This window comes from Leifsonia lichenia, from assembly GCF_054780215.1.
The window spans coordinates 830504-855692 of the sequence record NZ_BAAGWT010000002.1 but is presented as its reverse complement, the minus strand read 5'-3'; the positions used below and the strand labels follow the sequence as shown (position 1 = coordinate 855692).

The window sequence follows — 25189 nt, the reverse complement described above, 5'->3', positions numbered from 1 at the left end:
CCCGGAGCAATAGTGCCGACAGACTCCTTCGTACACCTCCACGTCCACAGCGAGTACTCGATGCTCGACGGTGCGGCGCGTATCAAACCCCTGGTCGACGCCGCGGTCGAGCAGGGGATGCCCGCCGTGGCGGTCACCGACCACGGCAACATGTTCGGCGCGTTCGACTTCTGGCGAACGGCGACGGACGCGGGAATCAAGCCGATCATCGGTACAGAGGCGTACCTCACGCCGGGCACGCACCGCACCGACCGCACCAGGATCCGCTGGGGCGACGGCGGGGGAGACGACGTCTCCGGCTCCGGCGCGTACACGCACATGACGATGTTCGCCGCGACCACCGAGGGGATGCACAACCTCTTCCGGATGTCGTCGCTCGCCTCCACCGAGGGCTACTACTTCAAGCCGCGCATGGACAGGGAACTGCTCAACCGGTACTCGAAGGGCATCATCGCCACCACGGGCTGCCCGTCCGGCGAGGTGCAGACGAGGCTCCGTCTCGGCCAGTACGACGAGGCCAAGAAGGCCGCGGCGGAGTTCCGGGACATCTTCGGCAAGGAGAACTTCTTCGCCGAGATCATGGACCACGGGCTCGGTATCGAGCGCCGCATCATGGCCGACCTCATCCGGCTGGCGAAGGAGCTGGACATCCCGCTCGTCGCCACGAACGACCTGCACTACACGCACGCCGCGGACGCCAAGAGCCACGCGGCGCTGCTCTGTGTGCAGTCCGGCTCGACCCTCGACGACCCCAACCGGTTCAAGTTCGACGCCGACGAGTTCTACCTCAAGACGGCCGAGGAGATGCGCCAGCTCTTCCGCGACCACCCGGAGGCCTGCGACAACACGCTCGCCATCGCGGAGCGGTGCGACGTGAAGTTCGACACCTCGGCCAACTACATGCCGCGCTTCCCCGTACCGGAGGAGGAGACGGAGCAGAGCTGGTTCGTCAAGGAGGTAGAGAAAGGTCTGCACGAGCGCTACCCGGACGGCATCACGGAGGACGTGCGCAAGCAGGCGGACTACGAGATCGGCGTCATCTCGCAGATGGGCTTCCCCGGCTACTTCCTGGTGGTCGCCGACTTCATCAACTGGTCGAAGCGCAACGGCATCCGCGTCGGTCCCGGGCGTGGCTCCGGCGCAGGCTCGATGGCCGCGTACGCCATGCGCATCACCGACCTCGACCCGCTTCGCCACGGCCTCATCTTCGAGCGCTTCCTCAACCCGGACCGCGTCTCCATGCCCGACTTCGACGTCGACTTCGACGACCGCCGCCGCGGCGAGGTCATCAAGTACGTGACGGAGAAGTACGGCGAGGAGCGCGTCGCCCAGATCGTCACATACGGCACCATCAAGGCGAAGCAGGCGCTCAAGGACTCCTCGCGCGTCCTCGGCTTCCCGTTCGGGATGGGCGACAAGCTCACCAAGGCGATGCCGCCGCCCGTGATGGGCAAAGACATCCCGCTCACCGGGATCTTCGACAAGAACCACCCGCGCTACAAAGAGGCGGTGGACATCCGGGCGGTCGTCGAGAGCGACCCGGAGGCCAAGACGGTGTTCGACACCGCGCTGGGCCTGGAGAACCTGAAGCGCCAGTGGGGCGTGCACGCCGCCGGCGTGATCATGTCGTCGGATCCGCTGATCGACATCATCCCGATCATGAAGCGCGAGCAGGACGGCCAGATCGTCACGCAGTTCGACTACCCGGCGTGCGAGTCGCTCGGGCTGATCAAGATGGACTTCCTGGGGTTGCGCAACCTCACGATCATCAACGACGCGCTCGACAACATCGAGGCCAACCGCGGCGAAAAGCTCGTCCTCGAAGACCTCGAACTCGACGACCGCGGTGCGTACGACCTGCTCTCGCGCGGCGACACGCTCGGCGTGTTCCAGCTCGACGGCGGACCGATGCGCTCCCTGCTGCGCCTGATGAAGCCGGACAACTTCGAGGACATCTCGGCGCTCATCGCCCTCTACCGGCCTGGCCCCATGGGCGCCAACTCGCACACCAACTACGCGCTGCGCAAGAACGGCCTCCAGGAGATCACCCCGATCCACCCGGAGCTGGCCGAGCCGCTGGCGGAGATCCTGTCCACCAGCTACGGCCTCATCATCTACCAGGAGCAGGTGATGGCGATCGCGCAGAAGGTCGCCGGCTTCTCGCTCGGCCAAGCGGACATCCTGCGCCGCGCGATGGGCAAGAAGAAGAAGTCGGAGCTGGACAAGCAGTTCGAGGGCTTCGCCGGCGGTATGCAGGCCAACGGGTTCTCGATGGAGGCGGTCAACAAGCTCTGGGAGATCCTGCTCCCGTTCTCCGACTACGCGTTCAACAAAGCGCACTCCGCCGCATACGGTGTCATCTCGTACTGGACCGCCTACCTCAAGGCGCACTACCCGGCCGAGTACATGGCTGCGCTGCTGACGAGTGTCGGCGACTCCAAAGACAAGATGGCGCTCTACCTCAACGAGTGCCGCCGCATGGGCATCAAGGTGCTCCCGCCGGACGTCAACGAGTCCAACCTCTACTTCGCCGCCGTCGGCACCGACATCCGCTTCGGGATGGGCGCTGTGCGCAACGTCGGAGCGAACGTGGTCGAGGGCGTGCGCGAGGCGCGCGAGGCGAAAGGCCGGTTCGACTCGTTCCACGACTTCCTCACGAAGGTGCCGATTCACGCCGCGAACAAGCGCACCGTGGAGTCGCTCATCAAGGCGGGGGCGTTCGACTCGCTCGGGCACACCAGGCGCGCCCTGGTCGAGGTGCACGAGGACGCCGTCGAGTCGGCGGTCAAGATCAAACGCAATGAGGCCAACGGCGACGTCGGCTTCGACTTCGACAGCCTCTGGGGCGAGGACGAGCAGACGGCGTCGCAGCACCACATCCCGGATCGGCCGGAGTGGGGCAAGCGGGACAAGCTGGCGTTCGAGCGCGACATGCTCGGCTTGTACGTTTCCGACCATCCACTGGCCGGGCTGGAGCTGCAGCTCGCCAAGCTCGCGAGCACGTCCATCGCCGACCTGGTCGGTTCCGACAACATCCAGGACGGCGAGACGGTCACGATCGCCGGTCTGGTCACCAGCGTGCAGCACCGCGTGGCGAAGGCGTCGGGCAACCAGTACGGCATGATCCAGGTCGAGGACTTCGGCGGCGAACTGACCGTGATGTTCATGGGCAAGGCGTACCAGGAGTTCTCGCCGATGCTGCAGGGCGACGCGATCGTGGTCGTGCGCGGCCGGGTCAGCCTGCGCGACGACGGGATGAACCTGCACGCGTTCAGCCTGATGACGCCCGACCTCGGCCAGAGCGTCGGCACCGGACCGCTGATGATCACCATGCCGGACCAGCGCGCGACCACGGACACGGTCACCACCCTCGCGGAGGTGCTCGCGCGTCACCCGGGAGACAACGAGGTGCGCCTGCGGCTCGTGAAGGGCCAGGTCGCCCGCGTCTTCGAGGTGCCGAAGCCGGTCGCGATCAGCGCCGACCTCTACGGCGAGCTCAAGGGCCTCCTCGGCCCCAACTGCCTCGTCTAGCCACGCAATCGAGCCCAGGCTTTTTCACCTCATATGCGCCGCTTAAGGTGAAAAAGCCTGGGCTCGATAGCGTCGGTCAGGCGGACTCGCCGGGGGTGAGGTAGCGGCGCTCGTGGTAGAGGAGGGCGGCGTCGTCGGCGCCGACTTCGCCGTCCTCGATCTGGACGACGACGACCGCGTTGTTGTGCACGGAGACCCGCTCCACGATGCGGCCGACCATCCAGCTCGTCACGTCCTTGATGACGGGGAGGCCGTGCGGACCCGGATACCAGTGGTCGCCGTCGAAGCGCAGCGCATTGTCCCCGGCCAGCTTCTCGGCGACGGCGCGGTTGCGCACCCCGAGCATGTGGATGACCACCCTGTCGGTCTCGGAGATGGCCGGCCAGCTCGACGCGGACCGGGCGATGTTGAACGTCGCGAGCGGGGGCACGGCGGCCAGGGAGGCGAGCGAGGTCGCCGTGAAGCCGACCGGCGTTCCGTCGGGGGAGAGCGCCGTGATGATGGCGACCCCGGCTGCGTGGCGGCGGAACGACTGGCGGAAGGCCGCCAGGTCTGGCGTCACATCCGGCTCGACGCGGTCGGCGGGCCGGGGCGGCGCGCTCTGCGCGTTCTGCGCGCTCTGCGGGTTCTGCGCGCTCTGGGAGTTCTGGGGTTCGGGCGAACTATTCATACGTATGCATCAGCGCGGTCGGGCTCCTGGGTATTCCGGGTTGCGGATAGTCTTGTCTGGTCATGATGCAGACCATTGATCTCCGCGGAATCCAGCCTACCCGCGCCGCCTTCCAGCGCCTCGTCCCCCGTCCCGTCGTGGATGTTTCCGTCGCGCTGACGGTGGCGTCCGAGCTGATCGAGGACGTGAAGGCGCATGGCGCCGCAGCACTCGCCGCGCAGGCGGAGAGGTTCGACGGCGGCGCCCCCGCCGCCGTGCGGGTGCCGCAGGAGGACATCGACCGCGCCGTCGAGAACCTGCCCGCGGATGTCCGCGCGGCGCTCGAGGAGGCCATCGCCCGCGTGCGCGAGGCGACCGCCGCCCAGGTGCCCGCGCCCGCCGAGACACGCATCGGCCCCGGCGCGACCGTGGTGCAGCGCTGGCAGCCCGTCGAGCGCGCGGGGCTCTACGTTCCCGGTGGCAAGGCCGTCTACCCGTCGAGCGTCATCATGAACGCGGTGCCGGCGCAGGTGGCGGGCGTCGCATCCATTGCCCTCGTCAGCCCGCCGCAGCGCGAGTTCGGGGGAGCAGTGCACCCCGCGATCCTCGGTGCAGCCGGGCTGCTCGGCATCGACGAGGTCTACGCGATGGGTGGCGCCGGCGCGATCGGCGCTCTCGCCTGGGGCGTCGAGGAGATCGGGCTCGACCCCGTGCAGGTCATCACCGGTCCTGGCAACATCTACGTCGCCGCGGCCAAGCGCGTCGTGCGCGGGCAGACCGGCATCGATGCGGAAGCGGGCACCACCGAGATCCTGGTGATCGCGGACGACACGGCGGATGCACGGTTCGTCGCCGCCGACCTGGTCAGCCAGGCGGAGCACGACGAGGCGGCCGCCTCCCTGCTCGTCACTGACAGCCCGGCGTTCGCCGCGCGAGTCGTGGCCGAGCTGGAGGCCATCGCGTCTGCTACCAAGCACACAGAGCGCGTTCGCACCGCGCTGTCCGGTCAGCAGTCGGCCATCGTGCTCGTCGACGACCTGGCCGCGGCCGCCGCGTTCAGCAACGCGTACGGCCCCGAGCACCTGGAGATCCAGACCGCGAATCCTGATGCGGTCCTCTCCGCCATCGAGAGCGCGGGCGCCATCTTCCTCGGTGCCCACTCGCCGGTGAGTCTCGGTGACTACCTCGCCGGTTCCAACCATGTGCTGCCCACCGGCGGTCAGGCCCGGTTCTCGTCCGGTCTCGGCGCGTACTCCTTCCTGCGCCCGCAGCAGGTGATCCGCTACGACCGGCCGGCGCTGCAGCAGGTGGCCGACCGCATCGTCGCGCTCTCCAGCGCGGAAGACCTTCCGGCGCACGGCGAGGCCGTCACCGCCCGTTTTCGCTGAGGTCCTCCCGCATCCCCCGGATGGGGTCTGCCGAACGGTAGAATCGTCTCACCATGTTCTGCCCTTTCTGCCGCCACCCGGATTCCCGTGTCATCGACTCCCGCACGAGCGACGACGGGCTGTCGATCCGTCGCCGCCGACAGTGCCCGGAGTGCGGTCGTCGCTTCTCCACCACGGAGACCGCGAGCCTCAGCGTCATCAAGCGCAGCGGCGTGGCCGAGCCGTTCAGCCGCGAGAAGATCGTGCTCGGTGTCCGCAAGGCCTGCCAGGGCCGTCCGGTGACCGACTCCGACCTCGCCGTGCTGGCGCAGAAGGTGGAGGAGACCATCCGCTCCACTGGCGCATCGCAGATCGAGGCCAATGACATCGGTCTCGCCATCCTGCCGCCGCTGCGCGACCTGGACGAGGTCGCCTACCTGCGGTTCGCGAGCGTCTACCAGGGTTTCGACTCCCTCGACGACTTCGAGGACGCCATCCAGCAGCTCCGCATCGAGCACCACGGCGCCCCGGTGGATGCGCAGGCCGGCACGGTCTGACCCCGGCCAGACGATCGCCTGACCATCGCCTGAGGTCCGGCCCGATCGAGGACTGACACCCCGCCGCCCGCGCGCCCGGTATCCTCGTACAGGCATGTATCGCACACTCTTCTCCCTCGTCCTGTCGAAGCTCGATCCAGAGCGCGCGCACCACCTGGCGTTCCTGGTGATCCGCGCCCTTCCCGTGCTGGGTCTCGGTCGTCTCGTGCGCCGGTTCACCGCACCGGATGCGTCGCTCGCCGTCGAAGCCCTCGGCCTCCGGTTCGACTCTCCGTTCGGCGTCGCGGCCGGGTTCGACAAGAACGGCGAGGCCGTGCTCGGTCTCGGCTCCCTCGGTTTCGGGCACGTCGAGGTGGGAACCATCACGGCCATTGCGCAGCCGGGCAACGACAAGCCCCGACTGTTCCGCCTCATCCCCGACCGCGCCGTCATCAACCGGATGGGCTTCAACAACCAGGGCGCGGCAGCCGCGGCCAATCGGCTGCTCGGCGTCGTGCGCAAGCGGAACCGTCCGGTGCTCGGTGTCAACATCGGCAAGAGCAGGGTCGTCGCCGTCGAGAACGCGACGGTCGACTACCTCACCAGCGCCCGCTCCCTCGCGCCGGTCGCCGACTACCTCGTCGTCAACGTCAGCTCGCCGAACACCCCTGGCCTGCGCGGTCTGCAGGAGCTCGACCTCCTCGCCCCGCTGCTCACCGCGGTGAAAGTGGTGGCGGGGGAGAAGCCGCTGCTGGTCAAGATCGCACCCGACCTCACCGACGAGCAGGTCGCGAAGATCGCCGCACTCGTGGTCGACCTCGGCCTCGCGGGCATCATCGCCACGAACACCACCATCAGCCGCGACGGCCTGCGCACCGACGCCGCCGCGGTCGAGGCCGCGGGAGCGGGCGGTCTGTCTGGCGCCCCGCTCGCCGACCGGTCGCTCGAGGTCCTCAGGCTGATCCGCGCGAACGTGCCCGCCGAGCTCTGCGTCATCTCGGTCGGCGGCGTCGAGACGGCCGCCGATGTGCAGGCCCGGTTGGATGCGGGCGCCACCCTGGTGCAGGGATACACCGCGTTCCTCTACCTCGGCCCGCTGTGGGCCAGGCAGATCAACCGCGGACTACTCCGCCTCCGGCGTCCCCTGGTGGAAGCGTAGCCGCCAGCGGCCGTTGACCCGCTGCCAGAGCGAGCTACGGAGGGAGCTGCCACGCGCATCCACGGTGCGGGCGGTGAGCAGCATGATCTCGGGCGAGAGCGCTTCGGTGCCGAGCACCTCGAGGCTGGCAGCGGCGGCGCCGTCGTCCGCGCCGATCTCCTGCACGATGGCGTCGCGTCCCCAGAGTCGCCCTGAGCGGCCGATCTCCTCGAAGTCGGCGTGCAGCAGCGCCGCGACCCGGGAGGCGTCCGCGCGCACCGCGGGGTCGAGCAGTTCGCGCTCCAGGCGCACCACTGTCTCTGCGTCGGTCTCTGCAGCGCCCAGGTGGTCTGCGTCGAGGTCGCCGAACAGGTCGAGCTCGACGCTCTCCTGCGCGGCGTCTACGCCGGCAGGGCCGGTCGCCTCGATCACCTCGCCCGTCGCCTCGTCGGTGCGGGCACGACCGGGCCAGCCCGGTCCGATCGGGATGGCGTCGCCCTTCTGATAGGCCGTCGCCACCGCGCGTGCGCGCACGTCCGCGGCCTCGTTGAGTTCGTGACCCGCGTGTCCTTTGACCCACTCGAAGGTGTACCTGCGGCCCTGCACGGCGCGGTCCAGCCGCTCCAGCAGCTCGCGGTTGAGCACGGGGGAGCCGTCGGCCTTCCGCCACCCCTTGCGCTTCCACCCGGGCATCCACTTGGTGACGGCGTTGATGACGTACTGGCTGTCGCAGAGGATGCGCAACTCCTCGTCGAGGTGAGCCGTGGAGTCGAGCAGGTCGATCACAGCCATCAGCTCGCCCTGGTTGTTGGTGCCGTGCGGCCATCCGCCGGCGGCCCAGGTGTTGTCGTCGACGTACCACGCCCACCCTGCTGGACCGGGATTGCCCAGTGCGGAGCCGTCCGCCGCTGCGACGATCGTCACGATCAGCTAGGGAACTGGCCGCGCTTGACCTGCGGCTTCGGCAGGCGCATGACACGCAACTGCAGAGCACGCATGGCCGCGTACCAGCGGACGCCGCGCTCGACCTTGCTCTCGCCGAACTTCTCGCGCAGGCGCTTGCGCACCAGGAGGCCGAGGACGAAGCAGTCGATGACCGCGATGGCGAAGAACGCCCACAGGGCGAGCAGGCCGTACACCTGGAAGTAGCCGGGCAGGAAGGAGAGCACGATCACCAGCAGCATGACCGGGATGAGGTACTCGCCGATGCTGAAGCGCGCATCCACGTAGTCGCGGACATAGCGGCGCTGCGGACCGCGGTCGCGAGCCGTGAGGTAGCGGTCGTCGCCCGCTGCCATGCCGACGCGCGCCTTCTCGCGGGCCTCCGCCGTCTTGGCGCGGGCCTGACGTGCCGCCTCCTTGCGGTCCTCCGGCACCAGGGGGCGCTTGCGGGCGGCCTCCTGCTCACGGCGGGTCGGGGTCGGGGCGCCCTTGCCCTGCCTCAGACGCTCAGCCGTCTCTTCTGCGGTCTCGGTGACCGGCGTCTCCGCCTTGGTCGCCTGCGGGTTCTCTCGTTTTGCCAACGTCAAGCCTTCGGTTCGTGGGGTCCGCTTAAGATTACCGTCATGACGAACGGACAGCAGACCCCGCCCACCGAACCCACAGCAGCAGAGGAGGCGGTGCGCGCCAGCGTCGAGGCGGCGATGCCGTCGACCGTCGCCGATCTCGCGTCGCTCGTGCGCATCCCGTCGGTGTCCTGGTCGGCGTTCGACCCGGCCAACGTCGCCGCGAGCGCCGCCGCCGTTGCGAAGCTGCTGGAGGAGACCGGCGCCTTCGAGAGCGTCGAGATCAGGCGCGCGCCGATCGGAGACGGGGCAGAAGAGGGCCAGCCGGCGGTGCTCGCCACCCGCGCTGCGAAGAACGGTCGCCCCACCGTGCTGCTCTACGCCCACCACGACGTGCAGCCGCAGGGCAAGGACGAGGACTGGAACACCCCGCCGTTCGAGCCGACCGTGCGCGGAGACCGGATGTACGGCCGAGGAGCCGCGGACGACAAAGCGGGCGTCATGGCGCACGTGGCCAGCGTGCGCGCCATCGTGGATGCGCTCGGCGACGGCTTCGACCTCGGCCTCGCCGTGTTCATCGAGGGGGAGGAGGAGTTCGGCTCCCGCTCCTTCGCCAACTTCCTGCAGCAGAACAAGGACGCGCTCGAAGCGGATGTGATCGTGGTCGCCGACTCGGACAACGTCGACATCGACACGCCGGCCCTCACCGTCTCGCTGCGCGGCAACGTGACCTTCCGCCTCACCGTGTCGACACTGGAGCACGCCTCGCACTCCGGAATGTTCGGCGGCGCAGCTCCGGATGCGATGCTCGCCATGGTCACGCTGCTCGCCACCCTGCACGACGAGAACGGCTCCGTCGCCGTCGATGGCTTCACCGGCCGCACGGACGCCGCGGAGCCGCCCGTCGTCACCGAGGAGCACTTCCGCGAGGAGGCCGCGCTGCTCGACGGCGTGACGCCCATCGGCACGGGGCCCATCCTGTCCAGGATGTGGTCGCAGCCGACCGTGACGGTCACCGGCATCGACGCGCCGAGTGTCGCCAACGCATCCAATACGCTGCTGCCGAGCGTCTCCGTGCGGATCAGCGCGCGCGTCGCGCCGGGCCAGCCCGCCGCCGACGCGTACGCGGCACTGGAGCGCCACCTGCGCGCCAACGCGCCGTTCGGAGCGCACATCGCCATCGACGACGTCGACACGGGCGAGGCGTTCCTGGTCGACACGAACGGCTGGGCGGCGACGGAGGCCAAACGGGCGATGACGGATGCGTGGGGCAAAGAAGCGGTCGAGACCGGCGTCGGCGGCTCCATCCCGTTCATCGCCGACCTGGTCCGCGAGTTCCCGGAGGCGCAGATCCTGGTCACCGGCGTCGAGGACCCAGACTCGCGCGCCCACAGCCCGAACGAGTCGCTGCACCTCGGCGTGTTCAAGCGGGCCATCCTCGCCGAGGCCCTGCTGCTCGCTCGCCTCGACGCGCGCACAGAGGGCTGAGCGCAGACGGCCAACCTGGGCGGTCGCGGAATGCCCGGGGTGATTTCCCGGTTTTCCGACGTAGAATCGTCCCAGATTTTCCAGAAGTCCGAACAAGACCCGTAAGAGGAGTCCCATGACCGACACAATGCTGACCGAGACGAAGGCGCACGGCGTCGGGCTGTCCGACGCCGCGGCGAGCAAGGTCAGGAGCCTGCTCGAGCAGGAGGGCCGCGACGACCTGCGTCTGCGCGTCGCCGTCCAGCCCGGTGGATGCTCCGGCCTGATCTACCAGCTCTACTTCGACGAGCGGATGCTCGACGGTGACGCCACCGTCGACTTCGACGGCGTCGAGGTCATCGTCGACAAGATGAGCGTCCCGTACCTCGATGGCGCGTCCATCGACTTCGAGGACACCATCCAGAAGCAGGGTTTCACCATCGACAACCCCAACGCATCCGGCTCGTGCGCCTGCGGAGACTCGTTCCACTGAGTTCCTATAGCACACGAAAAGGTTGAGGGCCGCCCCATCGGGGCGGCCCTTTCTGTTCAAATCGGCGCGTGCGGCGGAGTAGGGTGGATACAGCCAAATACAGTTACGTGTGAACTGTCCATGAGTCACTCGAAAGGTCACCGGTGCGTCACAATCGCCGTCTCCGATGGGCTGCCATCCCGATCGCAGCGACGCTCGCCGTCGTTCTCGCGGGATGCACGCAGGCACAGCTGAACGGATTCCTCCCCGGATTCGTCGAGGGTGAAGAGCCCGTCACCAACCACACGGAGCGCATCAGCGGCCTGTGGGTGACGAGCTGGATCGTCCTCCTCATCGTGGGTGTGATCGTCTGGGGTCTCATCGTCTGGGCGGTCATCGTGTACCGCCGCCGCAAGGGACAGACCGGCCTGCCGGTCCAGATGCGGTACAACATGCCGATCGAGATCTTCTACACGATCGTTCCGCTCATCCTCGTGCTCGGGTTCTTCGCCTTCACGGCGCGCGACCAGAACGCCATCGAGCAGCCGTACGCGAAGCCGGACCTCAAGATCCAGGTCTACGCCAAGCAGTGGGCGTGGGACTTCAACTACGTGAGCGACAACGTCTACGACCCGGGCATCCAGGTGCAGCCGGACGACTCGAGCGCCACCCCCGGTTCCGTGCAGGAGGGAGAGATCCCGACGCTGTACCTGCCCGAGGGCAAGAAGATCACGATCCAGCTCGACTCGCGCGACGTGATCCACTCGTTCTGGGTGCCGGCGATGCTCTACAAGAAGGACATCATCCCCGGCAAGACCAACTACATGTACTTCGAGACGACGGGCCGCACCGGCACGTTCGTCGGAAAGTGCGCCGAGCTCTGCGGCGAGTACCACTCTGCGATGCTCTTCAACGTGAAGATCGTCCCCCAGGACGTGTACGACGCTCACATCCAGAGCCTGCGCGACAAGGGCTACGAGGGCCAGTTGGGCTCCGAGTACGACCGTAATCAGAACCTGCCCGGAACGGGCGCTCCCAAGGGTAACGAGTAGGGCATCCACGAATGACGACGACAGCACCGGCCCCAGCGGCGACCACGGCGCCCGCACCGAAGGCCAATCCGGCCCTCGGCGCGAACCAGGTGGAGCGCAAGGGCAACATCCTCGTGAACTACATCACGTCGACCGACCACAAGACGATCGGGTACATGTACCTGATCTCGTCGTTCATCTACTTCCTCATCGGTGGAGTGATGGCGCTCATCATCCGTGCTCAGCTCTTCGAGCCCGGACTCGAGGTCGTGCAGACCAAGGAGCAGTACAACCAGCTCTTCACCATGCACGGCACGATCATGCTGCTGATGTTCGCGACGCCGCTGTTCGCCGGTTTCGCCAACGTGCTCATGCCGCTGCAGATCGGCGCGCCTGACGTCGCGTTCCCGCGACTGAACGCTCTGGCGTACTGGTTCTACTCCTTCGGCTCCCTGATCGCGGTCGCCGGATTCCTCACCCCGCAGGGCGCTGCGTCCTTCGGCTGGTTCGCCTACGCCCCACTATCGAGCACGACATTCTCACCAGGGGTCGGCGGTAATCTCTGGGTGGTCGGCCTCGGCCTCTCGGGCTTCGGCACCATCCTCGGCGCGGTGAACTTCATCACCACGATCATCACGATGCGCGCCCCCGGCATGACCATGTTCCGGATGCCCATCTTCACCTGGAACACGCTCGTCACCTCGATTCTCGTGCTGATGGCCTTCCCGGTCCTCGCCGCCGCCATGTTCGCCCTCGCGGCCGACCGTGTCTTCGACGCCCACATCTACGACGCTGCCAACGGCGGAGCCCTGCTCTGGCAGCACCTGTTCTGGTTCTTCGGGCACCCGGAGGTCTACATCATCGCGCTGCCGTTCTTCGGCATCGTCTCGGAGATCTTCCCGGTGTTCAGCCGCAAGCCGATCTTCGGGTACAAGACCCTGATCTACGCGACGATCGCGATCGCGGCCCTGTCCGTCACCGTGTGGGCTCACCACATGTACGTGACCGGTTCCGTGCTGCTGCCGTGGTTCTCGCTGATGACGATGCTCATCGCGGTCCCGACCGGTGTGAAGATCTTCAACTGGATCGGCACGATGTGGCGCGGCTCGCTCACGTTCGAGTCGCCGATGCTGTGGTCGATCGGCTTCCTGATCACCTTCACCTTCGGTGGTCTGACCGGTGTCATCCTGGCGTCGCCGCCGCTCGACTTCCACGTGTCGGACACGTACTTCGTCGTGGCCCACTTCCACTACGTGGTCTTCGGAACCGTGGTCTTCGCCATGTTCGCCGGCTTCTACTTCTGGTGGCCGAAGTGGACGGGCAAGATGCTCAACGACCGCCTCGGCAAGTGGCACTTCTGGCTGCTCTTCATCGGCTTCCACACCACCTTCCTCGTGCAGCACTGGCTGGGTGTCGTCGGTATGCCGCGTCGGTACGCGACCTACCTTCCGTCTGACGGCTTCACCTGGATGAACCAGCTCTCGTCGATCGGTGCCGGCATCCTCGCCATCTCGATGATCCCGTTCTTCGTGAACGTGTACCTCACGGCGCGCAACGCTCCCAAGGTCACGGTCAACGACCCGTGGGGCTACGGCCGTTCGCTCGAGTGGGCGACGAGCTGCCCGCCGCCGCGCCACAACTTCACGTCGATCCCGCGTATCCGTTCGGAGTCTCCCGCGTTCGACCTGAACCACCCGGAGGCAGGCATCCCGATCGGTGTCGGCGGCGCCAAGGACGCCCCGGACGCCCCCGTGCTCGACGTCGCGAACAACGAGGTGAAGTAACCCATGAGAGCCAATGCAATCCTCTTCTGGATCCTCGCGATCTTCTTCTTCCTCTCGGCGATCGTGTACACGGTGTGGAGCCTGCTCGACCCGATGCACCTGAAGGTCGAGTGGGTGGGAACGGTCGCGCTCACGCTGAGCGCGATCCTCGCCGCCTTCATCGCGTTCTATGTCGGACGCTCGCACGCCTCCCAGGGCGGGGAGCTGCCGGAGGACCGCCTCGATGCGAACATCGACGACGGCGACCCGGAGCTCGGTCACTTCAGCCCGTGGAGCTGGTGGCCGGTGGCCCTCGCCTTCGGGGCCGGTCTCGTGATGCTCGGCCTCGCGGTCGGCTTCTGGATCTGCTTCATCGGCGTCGCCTTCGCGCTCGTCTGCATCGTCGGCTGGACCTACGAGTACTACCGCGGCTACTTCGCCCGCTGATCGCACTCGCTCGAAGCGCCGCATCCCTCCGGGGGTGCGGCGCTTCCGCGTTCCCCGCGAGGGAACACCTCTCGCTACGATGGACAGCCACACGCAAGGAGGTGCCGATGGGCACGGTGGTCATGTACAGCTCGGTGTCGGTCGACGGCTTCATCGCGGATGAGAACGACCAGCCGGGGCCCCTGTTCGACTGGCTGGTCGGCGGGGATGTGCCGCTGGACGAGAGCGGCGCGCTGACGGTGTCGCAGACGTCGTTCGACTACACCCGGCCGTACTGGGATCGCATCGGGGTGACGATCGTCGGTCGCCACGTCTTCGACCTCACGGACGGGTGGGACGGGCAGCCGCCGAGCGGTGTCGGCCACGTGGTCGTGGTGACGCACCGGCCGATGCCGGAGGGCTGGGACCCCGCGGCACCGTTCCTCTTCGTCGATGGCGTCGAGGCGGCCGTCGCCAGGGCACAGGAGCTCGCGGGGGACCGCATCGTCGAGGTGGCCGCCGGGGATGTCGGTGGTCAGGTGTTCGCAGCCGGACTGGTCGACGAGGTGCGGATGGACGTGGTCCCCGTCGTCTTCGGTTCTGGCAAACGCTACTTCGGTCAGGTTGACGCACAGCACCTGCTGGAGGACCCGGACGCCGCGATTCAGGGCAGCGGTGTGCTGCACCTCCGCTACCGGGTGCGCCGATCGGGCTGAGCTGCCTGGATCGCTAGCGAGTGAACCGGAGGACGTCCACCGAGATGGTCGCCGTCGCGACGACGTCGACGGGGGTGGTTCGTGTGTGGTGCGCGGACGGCCCCATGCCCACGAGAGCGGCCAGGAGTTCGGGATCGAGTGCGAGGACCTTCGTGATGTGTTCGCGCGTCTGGAGCGCGAACAGAGGCTCGGCGGTGGCGATGAGGTCGTCCGCCTTGTCAGCGGGAACGTCGAGCATGGCTCCGCTGGCGCGCAGCTCGGCCAGGTGGTCGCCCCGGGGGACCACGACGACCAGCGTGCCGCCCGGTCGGAGCACGCGGTGGAACTCCGGCAGGTTGCGCGGGGCGAACACGTCGAGCACGCTGTCGGCTGTGGCGGAGCGCACCGGCAGCGGCTGCCAGGTGTCGGCGACGAGGCCCTGGATGCGGTCGGAGCTTCGGGCGGCTCGGCCGACAGCAGCGGGGGAGAGGTCCATGGCGAGGCCGTGCGCATCCGGATACTCCGCCAGCGCTGCCCGCAGATAGTATCCGGTGCCCGCGCCGGCGTCGAGGATGCGCGTGCCGGTCGCCGCGCGGGCGACGGCGTCGGCGATGGGAGCGTATGTGCCGTTCTCGAGCACCGCATCCCGTGCGTCGAGCATGGCGGCGTTGTCGCCCTGGAACTTCGTCCCAGCGGCCAGGAGCGTCACGTAGCCGCGCTTGTTCACGTCGAAGCTATGAGCACGCACGCACGCCAGTCTGAGGCGTCCAGCGGGCTCCAGGGGCTCCCCACAGACGGTGCAGCGAAGCCACTCAGCCAGGCCGGCGAGCTGGACGGCATCGGACGGACTCATGGGTTGCCTCTCAACACGGAACGAACGGCGGGTGGATGCGCGAAAGCGCCGGCGCGATGATCGCGGCCGGCGCTTTCACGTCGGTGGAGCAGGTGCGGCTCAGTGGTGGCCGTGGCCCGACTCGAGCTCGCCCTTGGTGGGCGGCACGATGCGGTCCTCGAAGAACCAGCGGGACATGCTGGCGCGCATCCGGTTGCCGACCGTGATCTTTCCCTTGCTGTTGGGGCGGATCATCAGCGGCTCGTAGCTTTCGAAGCTGACCAGGCGCCAGCGCTCGTACTCGTCGAGCTGCTCGTGCACCTCGATGAACTCGCCACCGGGGAGCTTGACGATGCGGCCGGACTCGTAGCCGTGCAGCGCGATCGAGCGGTCCTTCTTCTGCAGCGCGATGCAGACGCGCTTGGTGACGAAGTAGGCGATGATCGGGCCGACGATGAGCAGAGCCTGCAGGGCGTGGATGACGCCCTCCATCGTGAGCTTGAAGTGCGTCGCGATGATGTCCGAGCTCGCCGCGGCCCAGAAGACCGCGTAGAACGTGACGCCGGCAGCGCCGATGGCGGTGCGGGTTGCCGCGTTGCGCGGACGATCCAGGATGTGGTGCTCACGCTTGTCGCCAGTGATCCACGCTTCGATGAAGGGGTAGATCAGCACGGTGACGATGAACAGGCCCAGGATCGCGACGGGCACGATGATGTTGAACGACCAGGTGCGGTCCAGCCAGACGAACTCCCAGCCCGGTGGAACCAGACGCAGGGCCCCGTCGGCGAAGCCGATGTACCAGTCAGGCTGTGTACCTGCCGACACCGGGGACGGGTCGTACGGACCGTAGTTCCAGATCGGGTTGATGGTGAAGAACGACGCCATGAGGGCGACGACACCGAACACGATGAAGAAGAAGCCGCCGGCCTTCGCCGCGTACACCGGGAGCACCGGGTAGCCGACCACGTTGCCCTGCGTGCGACCGGGGGCCGCGTACTGGGTGTGCTTGTGGATGACCACGAACATCAGGTGTAGCGCGATGAACGCGAGTACGAGTGCCGGGAGCAACAGGATGTGCAGCGTATACAGGCGTCCGACGATCGCCGTGCCCGGGAACTCGCCGCCGAAGAGGAGGAACGAGATCCAGGTGCCGACGAGGGGGAGACCCTTGATCAGACCGTCGATGATGCGGAGGCCGTTGCCCGAGAGCAGGTCGTCGGGGAGCGAGTAGCCGGTGAAGCCCTCTGCCATCGCCAGGATGAACAGCACGAAGCCGATCACCCAGTTGAGCTCGCGCGGCTTGCGGAACGCACCCGTGAAGAAGATGCGGAGCATGTGCAGGCCGATGGCCGCCACGAACAGCAGAGCCGCCCAGTGGTGGATCTGACGCATGAGCAGTCCGCCGCGGATCTCGAACGAGATGTTGAGCGTGCTCGACATCGCGGCCGACATCTCGACGCCCTTGAGCGGGACATACGAGCCGTGGTAGACGACCTCGGCCATCGACGCCTGGAAGAAGAACGTCAGGAACGTTCCGGACAGCAGGATGACGATGAACGAGTAGAGGGCGACCTCACCGAGGAGGAAGGACCAGTGATCGGGGAAGATCTTCCGGCCGAACTCCTTGACGGCGCCCGAGATGCTGGTGCGGTCTTCGAGGTAGTTCGCGGCTGATGCCGTGAACCCGCCCTTCTTGGCCGGTGCTTGTGCCGCGGCAGGTGCGGCGGTGGTGGTGCTCAATGACGCTCCCAGAAGCTCGGGCCGACAGGCTCGGTGAAGTCGCTGCGCGCGACCAAGTAGCCATCGGCGTCCACGGTGATCGGCAACTGCGGCAGCGGACGCTTGGCCGGGCCGAAGATCACCTCGGCCTCGTGCGTGATGTCGAACTGCGACTGGTGGCACGGGCACAGAAGGTGGTGGGTCTGCTGCTCGTAGAGTGCGACGGGGCAGCCGACGTGCGTGCAGATCTTGGAGTACGCGACGATTCCGTCGTAGTTCCAGTTCTCACGGCCCTTGGAGACGTGGAGGTCTTCGGGCTTGAGGCGCATGAGGAGCACGGCCGCCTTGGCCTTCTCCTCGAGACGGTTCTCCTTCTCGTTCAGCCCCTCGGGGATGACGTGGAAGGCGCTGCCGAGTGTGACGTCGGACGCCTTGATCGGCGTTCCGGACGGGTCGCGGGTGAGGCGGATGCCCTTGGCCCACATGGTCTGCGAGAGCAGCTCCACCGGGTCTTCGTTCTGCGGAGCGAGTCCGCGGAAGAGCACGACGGCGGGGAGCGGGAAGGCGATGAGCGCGCCGATCAGGCTGTTGCGCACGAGGACGCGACGGCTGAAGCCCGACTCCTCGTCTGCCTGCTTGAAGATCTCGGCGGCACGCTCCGTGGTCGACTCCGACCCGCGGACGGGGTGACGGAGGTCGACGCCCTCCTTCTCGTGCATGAGGGCCTTGCCCCAGTGCACGGCGCCGATACCGATGGCGAGGAGCGCGAGGGCGATTCCGATGCCGATGAACAGGTTGTTCAGGCGGACGGAGCCCGGGTCGCTGTCGTTGATCGGGAACGCCATGTACGCCGCGACGGCCCAGACGCTGCCGACGATCGACAGGTAGAAGAGCGTGTAGACGGTTCGCTCCGCCCGACGCTCCTTCTTGGGGTCGAGGTCGGTGACGCGGGGGCGGTGCGGCGGGAAGCCGGGGTTCTCCAGTTCGTCGCGGATGATCAGCGCCGTTCCCGGGTCGCCCGTCCTGTGCACGTCGACGGCTGACGAACTGGCAGAGGTCAGCTCGTGACCGCTGTTATCGTCGTGTGCCATTGTTCTCCTTCTTAAGCTGTGACATGTCCCGAGTACCGGCTAGTTCGACTTCGCCGTGATCCAGACGGTCAGCGCGACGATGGCGCCGAGTCCAAAGATCCAGAGGAAGAGACCCTCCGCGACCGGGCCGAGCGAACCGAGCTCGAAGCCGCCGGGGGACGGGTTGTTCTGGATGTACTTGAGGTACGTGATGATGTCGGCCTTGCCCTGCGGCGTGATGTTCAGGTCGTTGAAGACCGGCATGTTCTGCGGGCCGGTGACCATGGCCTCGTAGATGTGCTGCGCGCTCACGCCGGTGAGCGGGGGAGCGTACTTGCCCTCCGTCAGCGCACCGCCGGCGCCGGCCACGTTGTGGCACATCGCGCAGTTGATGCGGAAGAGCTCTGCACCGTTGGCGGCGTCGCCCTTGCCGTCGAGGTACTTCTGCTCCGGGATCGAGGGGCCGGGGGCCAGTGACGCGACGTACGCGGCGAGCTGCTTGATCTGCTCGTCGGTGAACTGGACCGGCTTCTCCTGGGCCTGCGGGCCCTGCATCTGCATCGGCATACGGCCGGTGCCGACCTGGAAGTCGACGGATGCTGCTCCGACGCCGATCAGGCTCGGCGCGTTGACCGTGCCCTGGGCGTCGAGGCCGTGGCAGGTGGCGCAGTTCGACTGGAAAAGCTTCTTGCCCTGGTCGACCGTGTCTTGCGACGCGGCCTGGACCTGCTGGGTCTCTGCGGAGGCGGTGGTCGTGTTGAACGCCGCGTACGCGCCTCCGGTGAGGCCGAGGCCGATCGCGATCAGCGCGACGGTGGCGAGGGGATGACGGCGGCCGCCCTTGCGGACGGTCTTCGTCTTGGTGCGGTTTTTCGGACGCATGGTGGGTAGGTCAGCTCCTGTTGTTCTATCTGATGATGTAGATGACCGCGAACAGTCCGATCCACACGACGTCGACGAAGTGCCAGTAGTACGAGACGACGATGGCGCTCGTCGCCTCCTTGTGGCCGAAGGTCTTGACCGCGAACGCGCGGCCGATGACGAGGAGGAACGCGATGAGGCCGCCCGTGACGTGGAGGCCGTGGAAGCCGGTGGTCAGGTAGAACGCCGACCCGTATGCGTTGGAGCTGAGCGAGATGCCCTCGGAGACGAGCGTCGCGTACTCGAGGATCTGGCCGGAGACGAAGATCGCGCCGAGCGCGTACGAGACCGTGAACCACTCGACCATGCCCCACTTGAGCGGGCTCCAGCCCGTAGCGCGCGGCTGCAGGCGCTCCGCTGCGAACACACCGAACTGGCAGGTGAACGAACTGGCGACCAGGATGATCGTGTTCGTCAGCGAGTACGGGATGTTCAAGTGTGCCGTCTCGGCCGCCCACAGGTCGGGGGACGTGGACTTGAGGGTGAAGTAGATCGCGAACAGGCCCGCGAAGAACATGACCTCACTGCCCAGCCAGACAATGGTGCCGACGGCCACGACATTGGGCCGGTTGATCGTAGGCGCACTCGCCGTAGGAGATATTGAGGTGCTCGTCACGGTAACCATTATGGCTGAAAAGAAGCCGTGGTTTTCTCATCCGACAGGCCGGAATCGCGCTTAAATCTGGTTAGGATGCCCTAAATTCGCCAGTTCCACGCGGGTTGCCGCACCAGGGCGCCCGCTCAGTAGGATCGGTACATGTCGGAAATGCAGTCCTGGTCCTCCGTGCTCACCACCCTTCTCGGGGGCGAAGACCTCAGCGTGGCGGACGCGGCGTGGGCGATGGACCAGGTGATGACCGGCGAAGCCACGGAGGCGCAGGTCGCCGGATTTCTCATCGCGCTACGTGCGAAGGGGGAGACCGTCGACGAGATCGTCGGCTTCCGCGACGCGATCCTCGACCACGCGGTTCCCCTGCCGGTGAACCCGATGGCGCTCGACATCGTGGGCACGGGAGGCGACAGGTTCGGCACCGTGAACGTGTCGACCACCGCATCCATCGTCGCCGCGGCGGCCGGAGTGCCTGTGATCAAGCACGGCAACAGGGCGGCCAGCTCGTCGTCTGGATCGTCCGACGTGCTCGCGGCGCTCGGGATCGACCTGACCCTCTCCGCCGAGAAGGTGGCCGAAGTGCTGGACACGGCCGGTATCACCTTCGCGTTCGCGAGCGCCTTCCACCCCGGATTCGCGAACGCCGGGCCTGTCCGCGCCCAGCTCGGCGTCCCGACGGTGTTCAACTACCTCGGCCCGCTGTGCAACCCGGCCAGGCCGGAGGCGTCCGCGGTCGGCGTCGCTTCGCTCGACCGCGTCCCGCTCTTCGTCGGGGTCTTCCAGACCCGCGGCGCGACCGCGCTGGTCTTCCGCGGAGACGACGGTCTCGACGAGCTGTCGACCACCGGCCACAGCCACGTCTGGGAGGTCTCCCGGGGCCTCGTCACCGAGCACGACATCGACCCGCGCGACCTGGGCATCCCTCGCGCGAAGATGGCCGATCTGCTCGGAAAGGACGCCGCGTACAACGCCGGCGTCGTACGTGCCGTGCTCGCGGGCGAAACCGGCCCCGTGCGCGACATCGTGTTGCTCAACGCGGCGGCAGGGCTCGTGGCATACGAGCTCGCGTCCGACCCGTCGAGGGTTCAGGAAGCCATCCTGGATCGGTTCCGTTCGCAAATGGCGATCGCCGCCGAAGCGATCGACTCCGGGGCTGCGGCCGCGAAGCTCGAGGATTGGATAGCGGCGACGCACTGACAGCAGTGGAAAGGGTTTCGATGAAGAAGCTCATCAACGGCGTACCCGACGTCGTGGACGAATCCCTCGATGGATTCGCCCGAGCTCACTCGGACATCGTGAAGGTGTCCCACGACCCGCGCTTCGTGTCCAGGGCCGACGGCCCTGTGCAGGGCAAGGTCGGCCTGATCAGCGGCGGCGGAAGCGGTCACGAACCCCTCCACGCCGGTTTCGTCGGCAGGGGGATGCTCGACGCGGCCGTGCCAGGAGAGGTGTTCACCTCGCCGACGCCCATGCCGATCGTCGAAGCCACGAAAGCGGCGGACGGCGGCGCAGGCGTGCTGCACATCGTGAAGAACTACACCGGTGACGTGCTGAACTTCGAGACGGCGGCCGACCTGGTCGCCGCGGAGGGCATCGCGGTCAGGGCGGTCGTCACCAACGACGATGTGGCCGTGCAGGACTCGCTGTACACCGCTGGCCGCCGCGGCGTCGCAGGCACGGTGCTGGTCGAGAAGATCGCAGGGGCGGCGGCCGATCGTGGAGACGACCTGGACGGGGTCACCGCCATCGCGGAGAGGGTCAACGCCAACGTGCGGTCGATCGGCCTCGCGCTCTCGGCAGGGACGGTGCCGCACGCGGGCGAGCCGGGATTCGACCTGGCGGACGACGAGATCGAGTTCGGTGTCGGCATCCACGGGGAGCCGGGCCGCGAACGCGTCAAGGTGCAGCCGGCCGACGCCCTGGTGGACCGCATGATGGCCGCTATCCTCGACGACCTGCCGTTCGCATCCGGAGACTCGGTGCTGCTGTTCGTCAACGGGATGGGAGGCACGCCGCTGTCCGAGCTGTACATCGTGTTCCGGCGCGCGGCTCAGATCCTGGACGAGCGCGGCATCACGCTCAGCCGTTCCCTGGTCGGCAGCCTGGTGACCTCCCTGGAGATGCAGGGAGCATCCATCTCCGTGCTGAAGCTGGACGACGAACTGACCGCCCTCTGGGATGCGCCGGTGCACACCGCCGCACTCCGCTGGGGACTCTGAGAACCGCACGAGAGGAGGCGCTCATGGCGCTGGACACGAACTGGGTGAAGTCCTGGATGACGGACGCCGCTGCCGTCATCGCCGAGCACAAGCACGAGCTGAACACGCTCGACCGCGAGATCGGCGACGGCGACCACGGCGAGAACATGGACCGCGGGATGCACGCCGTGGTGGATGCGCTCGGCAAGCTGCCGGAGGACGCGACGCCGAACGCCGCGTTCCGGTCGATCGCCATGACCCTCATCTCGACGGTCGGCGGTGCGTCCGGCCCGCTCTACGGGACGGCGTTCCTGAAGGCGGGGGACCCGATCGGGGACGCCGCGCAGCTCGACGCGGACACGCTGGTCGCCGTTCTCGCCGCCGCCCGCGACGGGATCGTCTCCCGTGGCAAGGCCGAGGTCGGGGACAAGACCATGATCGACGCCTGGACTCCGGCCGTGGCTGCTGCGGCCACCGCGGCGGAGGACGGCGGTTCGCCCGCCGACGTGCTGCGCGAGGCCGCTGACGCCGCGGAGGCCGGCGCGGTCGCCACCGAGCCGCTCGTCGCCCGCAAGGGACGCGCGAGCTACCTCGGCGAGCGGTCGGCCGGTCACCGGGACCCCGGTGCGCAGTCCACGGCGCTCCTGCTTCGCGCCGCTGCGGAGGCGGCGGCCGATGAGTGAGCGGGTCGGGATCGTCTTCGTCTCGCACAGCGTGCAGTTGGCGGACGGCGCCGTCGCCCTCGCAGGTCAGATGGCGCCGTCCGTCCGGCTGCTCCCCGCGGGCGGCACGGACGACGGCGGGATCGGAACGAGTTTCGCCAGGGTGAGCGCTGCTGTCGGCGACGCCGATGGCGGGTCGGGGGTCGTGGTCATCAGCGACCTCGGCTCGGCGCTGCTGACGGCCGAGACGGCGCTCGACTTCCTGGCGGACGAGCAGCGGGCGAAGGTGGCCGTCGTCGACGTGCCGTTCGTGGAGGGCGGAGTCGCCGCGGCGGTCGCAGCGGAGAGCGGCGCCGACCTCGCCGGGGTCGTCGCGGCCGCCGAGGGTGCGAGAACGGCGTGGGCAGACGAGACGTCGTCCACTCCGACGGAAGCGGCGGCGGCGCCTGCGAGCCCTGCGAGCCCTGCGAGCTCTGCGAGCCCCGCGGCCTCGACCGGCCGGTACGTGCGCGAGGTCGTCCTGCGCAACAAGGACGGCCTGCACGCCAGGCCGGCGGCCGAGTTCGTCAAGCTCGCCAACACCTTCGGCGCATCCGTCACCGTCAACGGCAAAGACGCGAAGAGCCTGCTCGGCATCATGTCGCTGGGGCTGACGGCGGGAACGACCGCCGAGATCGCGTCGTCGGACGACGGCGGAGTTCCGGCTGTGGATGCGCTGGCGGCCCTGGTCGAGAGCGGTTTCGGGGAGGCCTGACACGGCAAAAATGCAAGTAATGACAGATCGCCCTCCGCGAGGCCAGAATGAAGCCAGTCCCCACCCGGGGAGACAACCGAACAGGGCGCGGCAGCCTTCGTGATGGCGAGCCGCGCAGGAGGGCCGGGCGATGAGCTCACCATCAACCACAGTCCCGACGACGGCAGCCAAGACATCCTGGCTGCCGCTCATCGTGGTCGTCCTGACGCAGATACAGGCGTCGTTCGCCGTCAACACCCTCACCGTGTCGATGGCGGGGATCACCTCCGACCTCCACATGGCGGCCACCTCGGTCGGCACGGCGATCACCGCAGGCACCTTCGCGATGGCGGCGTTCATCCTGCTGGGCGCGAAGGTGGGCGCCCGCTTCGGCACCAGGCGCGTCTTCCAGATCGCCGTGGTCATCCACGCGGTTGCGATGGCGGTCGTCGCCCTGAGCGTCACCCCGGCGATGCTGTTCATCGCACAGGCCGTCTCCGGCGCCGTGATCGCGCTCATCGCCCCGGCGCTGACGGTGTTCATCGCCACCAACTACAAGCGCGAGCAGCAGGCGACGGCGATCGGACTGCTGGCCGCCGCGATCCCGGCAGCCGGTGTGCTTGCCCTGCTGATCGCAGGGACGTTCGCATCCACGATCGGCTGGCGCTGGTCGTTCTGGCTGATCGTGGCGCTCGGCGTGATCAACCTCCTGCTCAGCTTCCGGTTCAAGGTGGTCCCCGCACAGCGCGACCTGGCCATCGACTGGACAGGCGCGGTGCTCGCCGCCGTGACGATCATCCTGCTGAGCTTCGGCTTCAGCGGTCTCGAGCCGTGGGGCGTCGTGCTGGCGACGGACGGAGCGCCGTTCACCATCCTTGGCCTGTCGCCCGCACCCGTCCTGGTCCTCCTCGGCCTCATCGGAGGCCAACTGTTCTTCGTCTGGCTGCGTCGCAGGCAGAAGGAGAAGAAGCCGCGCATCTTCGACCTTCGGGTGCTGGCGACGGGTTCGGAGCGGGCGGTCACGATCTGCATGGGCGCGATGCTGTTCGTCGGAACGGCGGCCAACTTCCTCATCCCGCTCTACATCCAGGTGGTGCAGGGCAGGAGCAGCTTCGAGACATCCATCGCCGTCATCCCGTACACGCTGTCGATCTTCGTCGCGAGCACGTTCGTCGCGACGCTGTACAAGCGGTTCTCACCGCGTGTGCTCGCCCGGTTCGGGTTCATCGTGGTCGCGGCCGGCCTCGTCATCCTCGCGTTCAGCGTGCGCAACGAGTGGGAGCAGTTCGTCGTGATCGTCGGCCTGATCGTGCTCGGCCTCGGCCAGGGCTCCATCGTTGCGCTGGTGTTCAACACGCTCCTGTCCGCCGCCCCCAAGAAGCTCGCCGGTGACGTCGGCGCGTGGCGCGGGCTGGTGCACAACCTCTCCGGCAGCGTCGGCATCGCCGTGGCGAGCGTCTTCGCCGTCGGCGTCCTCGGCGGTCTCCTGTCGGCGAGCCTCGCCGACCACCCGACCCTGCCGCCCGCCCTCGTCTCCCAGGTCAACCTCGACGACGCGAACTTCGTCACCAACGACCACCTGAAGGGCTTCCTGGAGACCAACACCGACGCGACGCCCGCCCAGGTCGACGAGGCCGTCGCGGTCAACGCGGATGCGCGGCTGCGGGCGCTCAACATCTCGCTGCTCGGCCTCGCCGCCATCGCGCTGCTGGCCATCGTGCCGGCTGGTCGGATGCCCGGCCGCCGCTCCGGAGACCTGCCGGAACAGCTCGAACCGTCCGATCCGGAGGACATCGCGTCCCCGGACGACCCTGTCGCCGAGGAAGGCGACACCGTGACGACCATCGCAACCTCGAAGGACTGA

General features: G+C 67.7%; 23 protein-coding genes. 15 read left to right on the top strand and 8 right to left on the bottom strand.

Going from position 1 to position 25189, the window contains the following annotated elements:
* Positions 1-60 precede the first annotated feature (60 nt).
* Complete coding sequence (gene dnaE, locus ACYVGI_RS08600; RefSeq protein WP_460632424.1) at positions 61-3531, top strand: DNA polymerase III subunit alpha; 3471 nt, start codon at positions 61-63, stop codon at positions 3529-3531.
* A gap of 76 nt (positions 3532-3607) precedes the next feature.
* On the opposite strand, the gene ACYVGI_RS08595 is transcribed toward dnaE, so the two are convergent.
* Entirely contained in the window at positions 3608-4201 is a 594-nt protein-coding gene (locus ACYVGI_RS08595; protein WP_460632189.1) for a flavin reductase family protein, read from the bottom strand.
* Between the two features lie 62 nt (positions 4202-4263).
* On the opposite strand from ACYVGI_RS08595, the gene hisD reads away from it, so the two are divergent.
* The 3 genes from hisD to ACYVGI_RS08580 all read left to right on the top strand — a co-directional run bounded on the left by hisD (position 4264) and on the right by ACYVGI_RS08580 (position 7242).
* The gene (hisD, locus tag ACYVGI_RS08590) at positions 4264-5568 is read left to right on the top strand and encodes a histidinol dehydrogenase (protein ID WP_460632188.1); all 1305 of its coding nucleotides are present in this window, start codon (positions 4264-4266) and stop codon (positions 5566-5568) included.
* Between the two features lie 53 nt (positions 5569-5621).
* The gene (nrdR, locus tag ACYVGI_RS08585; protein ID WP_460632187.1) at positions 5622-6104 is read left to right on the top strand and encodes a transcriptional regulator NrdR; all 483 of its coding nucleotides are present in this window, start codon (positions 5622-5624) and stop codon (positions 6102-6104) included.
* Between the two features lie 94 nt (positions 6105-6198).
* Positions 6199-7242 (top strand): quinone-dependent dihydroorotate dehydrogenase, encoded by a 1044-nt coding sequence (locus tag ACYVGI_RS08580; RefSeq protein WP_460632186.1) that lies wholly within the window; start codon positions 6199-6201, stop codon positions 7240-7242.
* On the opposite strand, the gene ACYVGI_RS08575 is transcribed toward ACYVGI_RS08580, so the two are convergent.
* Together ACYVGI_RS08575 and ACYVGI_RS08570 are read right to left on the bottom strand one after the other, a co-directional pair.
* Positions 7207-8145, bottom strand: a complete 939-nt coding sequence (locus ACYVGI_RS08575; protein ID WP_460632185.1) for an RNase H family protein — start codon at positions 8143-8145, stop codon at positions 7207-7209. The two genes, ACYVGI_RS08580 and ACYVGI_RS08575, sit on opposite strands and share 36 nt — an antisense overlap.
* A gap of 2 nt (positions 8146-8147) precedes the next feature.
* The gene (locus ACYVGI_RS08570) at positions 8148-8744 is read right to left on the bottom strand and encodes a DUF3043 domain-containing protein (protein WP_460632184.1); all 597 of its coding nucleotides are present in this window, start codon (positions 8742-8744) and stop codon (positions 8148-8150) included.
* Positions 8745-8786: 42 nt separating this feature from the next.
* On the opposite strand from ACYVGI_RS08570, the gene ACYVGI_RS08565 reads away from it, so the two are divergent.
* The 6 genes from ACYVGI_RS08565 (at position 8787) to ACYVGI_RS08540 (ending at position 14601) form a co-directional block, all read left to right on the top strand.
* Positions 8787-10214, top strand: coding sequence for a M20/M25/M40 family metallo-hydrolase (locus ACYVGI_RS08565; RefSeq protein ID WP_460632183.1), 1428 nt, complete (start codon positions 8787-8789; stop codon positions 10212-10214).
* Between the two features lie 115 nt (positions 10215-10329).
* Entirely contained in the window at positions 10330-10686 is a 357-nt protein-coding gene (gene erpA, locus ACYVGI_RS08560) for an iron-sulfur cluster insertion protein ErpA (RefSeq protein ID WP_055896079.1), read from the top strand.
* Between the two features lie 143 nt (positions 10687-10829).
* Entirely contained in the window at positions 10830-11717 is an 888-nt protein-coding gene (gene ctaC, locus ACYVGI_RS08555; RefSeq protein WP_460632182.1) for an aa3-type cytochrome oxidase subunit II, read from the top strand.
* A gap of 11 nt (positions 11718-11728) precedes the next feature.
* The gene (gene ctaD, locus ACYVGI_RS08550) at positions 11729-13480 is read left to right on the top strand and encodes an aa3-type cytochrome oxidase subunit I (RefSeq protein WP_055896086.1); all 1752 of its coding nucleotides are present in this window, start codon (positions 11729-11731) and stop codon (positions 13478-13480) included.
* A 3-nt stretch (positions 13481-13483) separates the two neighbouring features.
* Complete coding sequence (locus ACYVGI_RS08545; protein WP_460632181.1) at positions 13484-13906, top strand: cytochrome c oxidase subunit 4; 423 nt, start codon at positions 13484-13486, stop codon at positions 13904-13906.
* A 107-nt stretch (positions 13907-14013) separates the two neighbouring features.
* Complete coding sequence (locus tag ACYVGI_RS08540; RefSeq protein ID WP_460632180.1) at positions 14014-14601, top strand: dihydrofolate reductase family protein; 588 nt, start codon at positions 14014-14016, stop codon at positions 14599-14601.
* 13 nt (positions 14602-14614) lie between these two features.
* On the opposite strand, the gene ACYVGI_RS08535 is transcribed toward ACYVGI_RS08540, so the two are convergent.
* From ACYVGI_RS08535 to ctaE, 5 genes are all read right to left on the bottom strand, one after another.
* A complete protein-coding gene (locus ACYVGI_RS08535; protein WP_460632179.1) occupies positions 14615-15433 on the bottom strand; it encodes a methyltransferase domain-containing protein in 819 nt (272 codons plus the stop codon).
* A 99-nt stretch (positions 15434-15532) separates the two neighbouring features.
* Entirely contained in the window at positions 15533-17152 is a 1620-nt protein-coding gene (gene qcrB / locus ACYVGI_RS08530; RefSeq protein ID WP_460632178.1) for a cytochrome bc1 complex cytochrome b subunit, read from the bottom strand.
* Positions 17149-18222, bottom strand: coding sequence for a cytochrome bc1 complex Rieske iron-sulfur subunit (qcrA, locus tag ACYVGI_RS08525; protein ID WP_460632177.1), 1074 nt, complete (start codon positions 18220-18222; stop codon positions 17149-17151). Before qcrA ends, qcrB begins: the two co-directional genes overlap by 4 nt.
* A gap of 39 nt (positions 18223-18261) precedes the next feature.
* Positions 18262-19083, bottom strand: a complete 822-nt coding sequence (qcrC, locus tag ACYVGI_RS08520) for a cytochrome bc1 complex diheme cytochrome c subunit (protein ID WP_460632176.1) — start codon at positions 19081-19083, stop codon at positions 18262-18264.
* A 25-nt stretch (positions 19084-19108) separates the two neighbouring features.
* Positions 19109-19747 carry an aa3-type cytochrome oxidase subunit III gene (ctaE, locus tag ACYVGI_RS08515; RefSeq protein WP_402850479.1) on the bottom strand — a complete coding sequence of 213 codons (639 nt, stop codon included), beginning with the start codon at positions 19745-19747 and terminating at the stop codon, positions 19109-19111.
* A 132-nt stretch (positions 19748-19879) separates the two neighbouring features.
* Between ctaE and trpD the strand changes: the two genes are divergently transcribed.
* The 5 genes from trpD to ACYVGI_RS08490 all read left to right on the top strand — a co-directional run bounded on the left by trpD (position 19880) and on the right by ACYVGI_RS08490 (position 25189).
* On the top strand, positions 19880-20929 hold the full coding sequence (gene trpD, locus ACYVGI_RS08510) for an anthranilate phosphoribosyltransferase (RefSeq protein ID WP_460632175.1): 1050 nt from the start codon (positions 19880-19882) through the stop codon (positions 20927-20929).
* Positions 20930-20949: 20 nt separating this feature from the next.
* Positions 20950-21951, top strand: coding sequence for a dihydroxyacetone kinase subunit DhaK (gene dhaK, locus ACYVGI_RS08505; RefSeq protein WP_460632174.1), 1002 nt, complete (start codon positions 20950-20952; stop codon positions 21949-21951).
* Between the two features lie 23 nt (positions 21952-21974).
* On the top strand, positions 21975-22613 hold the full coding sequence (gene dhaL / locus ACYVGI_RS08500; protein WP_460632173.1) for a dihydroxyacetone kinase subunit DhaL: 639 nt from the start codon (positions 21975-21977) through the stop codon (positions 22611-22613).
* The gene (dhaM, locus tag ACYVGI_RS08495) at positions 22606-23346 is read left to right on the top strand and encodes a dihydroxyacetone kinase phosphoryl donor subunit DhaM (RefSeq protein ID WP_460632172.1); all 741 of its coding nucleotides are present in this window, start codon (positions 22606-22608) and stop codon (positions 23344-23346) included. Before dhaL ends, dhaM begins: the two co-directional genes overlap by 8 nt.
* Positions 23347-23476: 130 nt before the next feature.
* Positions 23477-25189 (top strand): MFS transporter, encoded by a 1713-nt coding sequence (locus ACYVGI_RS08490; RefSeq protein WP_460632171.1) that lies wholly within the window; start codon positions 23477-23479, stop codon positions 25187-25189.

What these genes read in the sequence shown, in the direction of transcription:
- dnaE (WP_460632424.1), top strand. Translation starts at nt 61, where the DNA reads ATGCTCGACGGTGCGGCGCGTATCAAACCCCTGGTCGACGCCGCGGTC.
- ACYVGI_RS08595 (WP_460632189.1), bottom strand. Translation starts at nt 4,201, where the DNA reads ATGAATAGTTCGCCCGAACCCCAGAACTCCCAGAGCGCGCAGAACCCG.
- hisD (WP_460632188.1), top strand. Translation starts at nt 4,264, where the DNA reads ATGATGCAGACCATTGATCTCCGCGGAATCCAGCCTACCCGCGCCGCC.
- nrdR (WP_460632187.1), top strand. Translation starts at nt 5,622, where the DNA reads ATGTTCTGCCCTTTCTGCCGCCACCCGGATTCCCGTGTCATCGACTCC.
- ACYVGI_RS08580 (WP_460632186.1), top strand. Translation starts at nt 6,199, where the DNA reads ATGTATCGCACACTCTTCTCCCTCGTCCTGTCGAAGCTCGATCCAGAG.
- ACYVGI_RS08565 (WP_460632183.1), top strand. Translation starts at nt 8,787, where the DNA reads ATGACGAACGGACAGCAGACCCCGCCCACCGAACCCACAGCAGCAGAG.
- erpA (WP_055896079.1), top strand. Translation starts at nt 10,330, where the DNA reads ATGACCGACACAATGCTGACCGAGACGAAGGCGCACGGCGTCGGGCTG.
- ctaD (WP_055896086.1), top strand. Translation starts at nt 11,729, where the DNA reads ATGACGACGACAGCACCGGCCCCAGCGGCGACCACGGCGCCCGCACCG.
- ACYVGI_RS08545 (WP_460632181.1), top strand. Translation starts at nt 13,484, where the DNA reads ATGAGAGCCAATGCAATCCTCTTCTGGATCCTCGCGATCTTCTTCTTC.
- ACYVGI_RS08540 (WP_460632180.1), top strand. Translation starts at nt 14,014, where the DNA reads ATGGGCACGGTGGTCATGTACAGCTCGGTGTCGGTCGACGGCTTCATC.
- ACYVGI_RS08535 (WP_460632179.1), bottom strand. Translation starts at nt 15,433, where the DNA reads ATGAGTCCGTCCGATGCCGTCCAGCTCGCCGGCCTGGCTGAGTGGCTT.
- qcrA (WP_460632177.1), bottom strand. Translation starts at nt 18,222, where the DNA reads ATGGCACACGACGATAACAGCGGTCACGAGCTGACCTCTGCCAGTTCG.
- qcrC (WP_460632176.1), bottom strand. Translation starts at nt 19,083, where the DNA reads ATGCGTCCGAAAAACCGCACCAAGACGAAGACCGTCCGCAAGGGCGGC.
- ctaE (WP_402850479.1), bottom strand. Translation starts at nt 19,747, where the DNA reads ATGGTTACCGTGACGAGCACCTCAATATCTCCTACGGCGAGTGCGCCT.
- trpD (WP_460632175.1), top strand. Translation starts at nt 19,880, where the DNA reads ATGTCGGAAATGCAGTCCTGGTCCTCCGTGCTCACCACCCTTCTCGGG.
- dhaK (WP_460632174.1), top strand. Translation starts at nt 20,950, where the DNA reads ATGAAGAAGCTCATCAACGGCGTACCCGACGTCGTGGACGAATCCCTC.
- dhaL (WP_460632173.1), top strand. Translation starts at nt 21,975, where the DNA reads ATGGCGCTGGACACGAACTGGGTGAAGTCCTGGATGACGGACGCCGCT.
- dhaM (WP_460632172.1), top strand. Translation starts at nt 22,606, where the DNA reads ATGAGTGAGCGGGTCGGGATCGTCTTCGTCTCGCACAGCGTGCAGTTG.
- ACYVGI_RS08490 (WP_460632171.1), top strand. Translation starts at nt 23,477, where the DNA reads ATGAGCTCACCATCAACCACAGTCCCGACGACGGCAGCCAAGACATCC.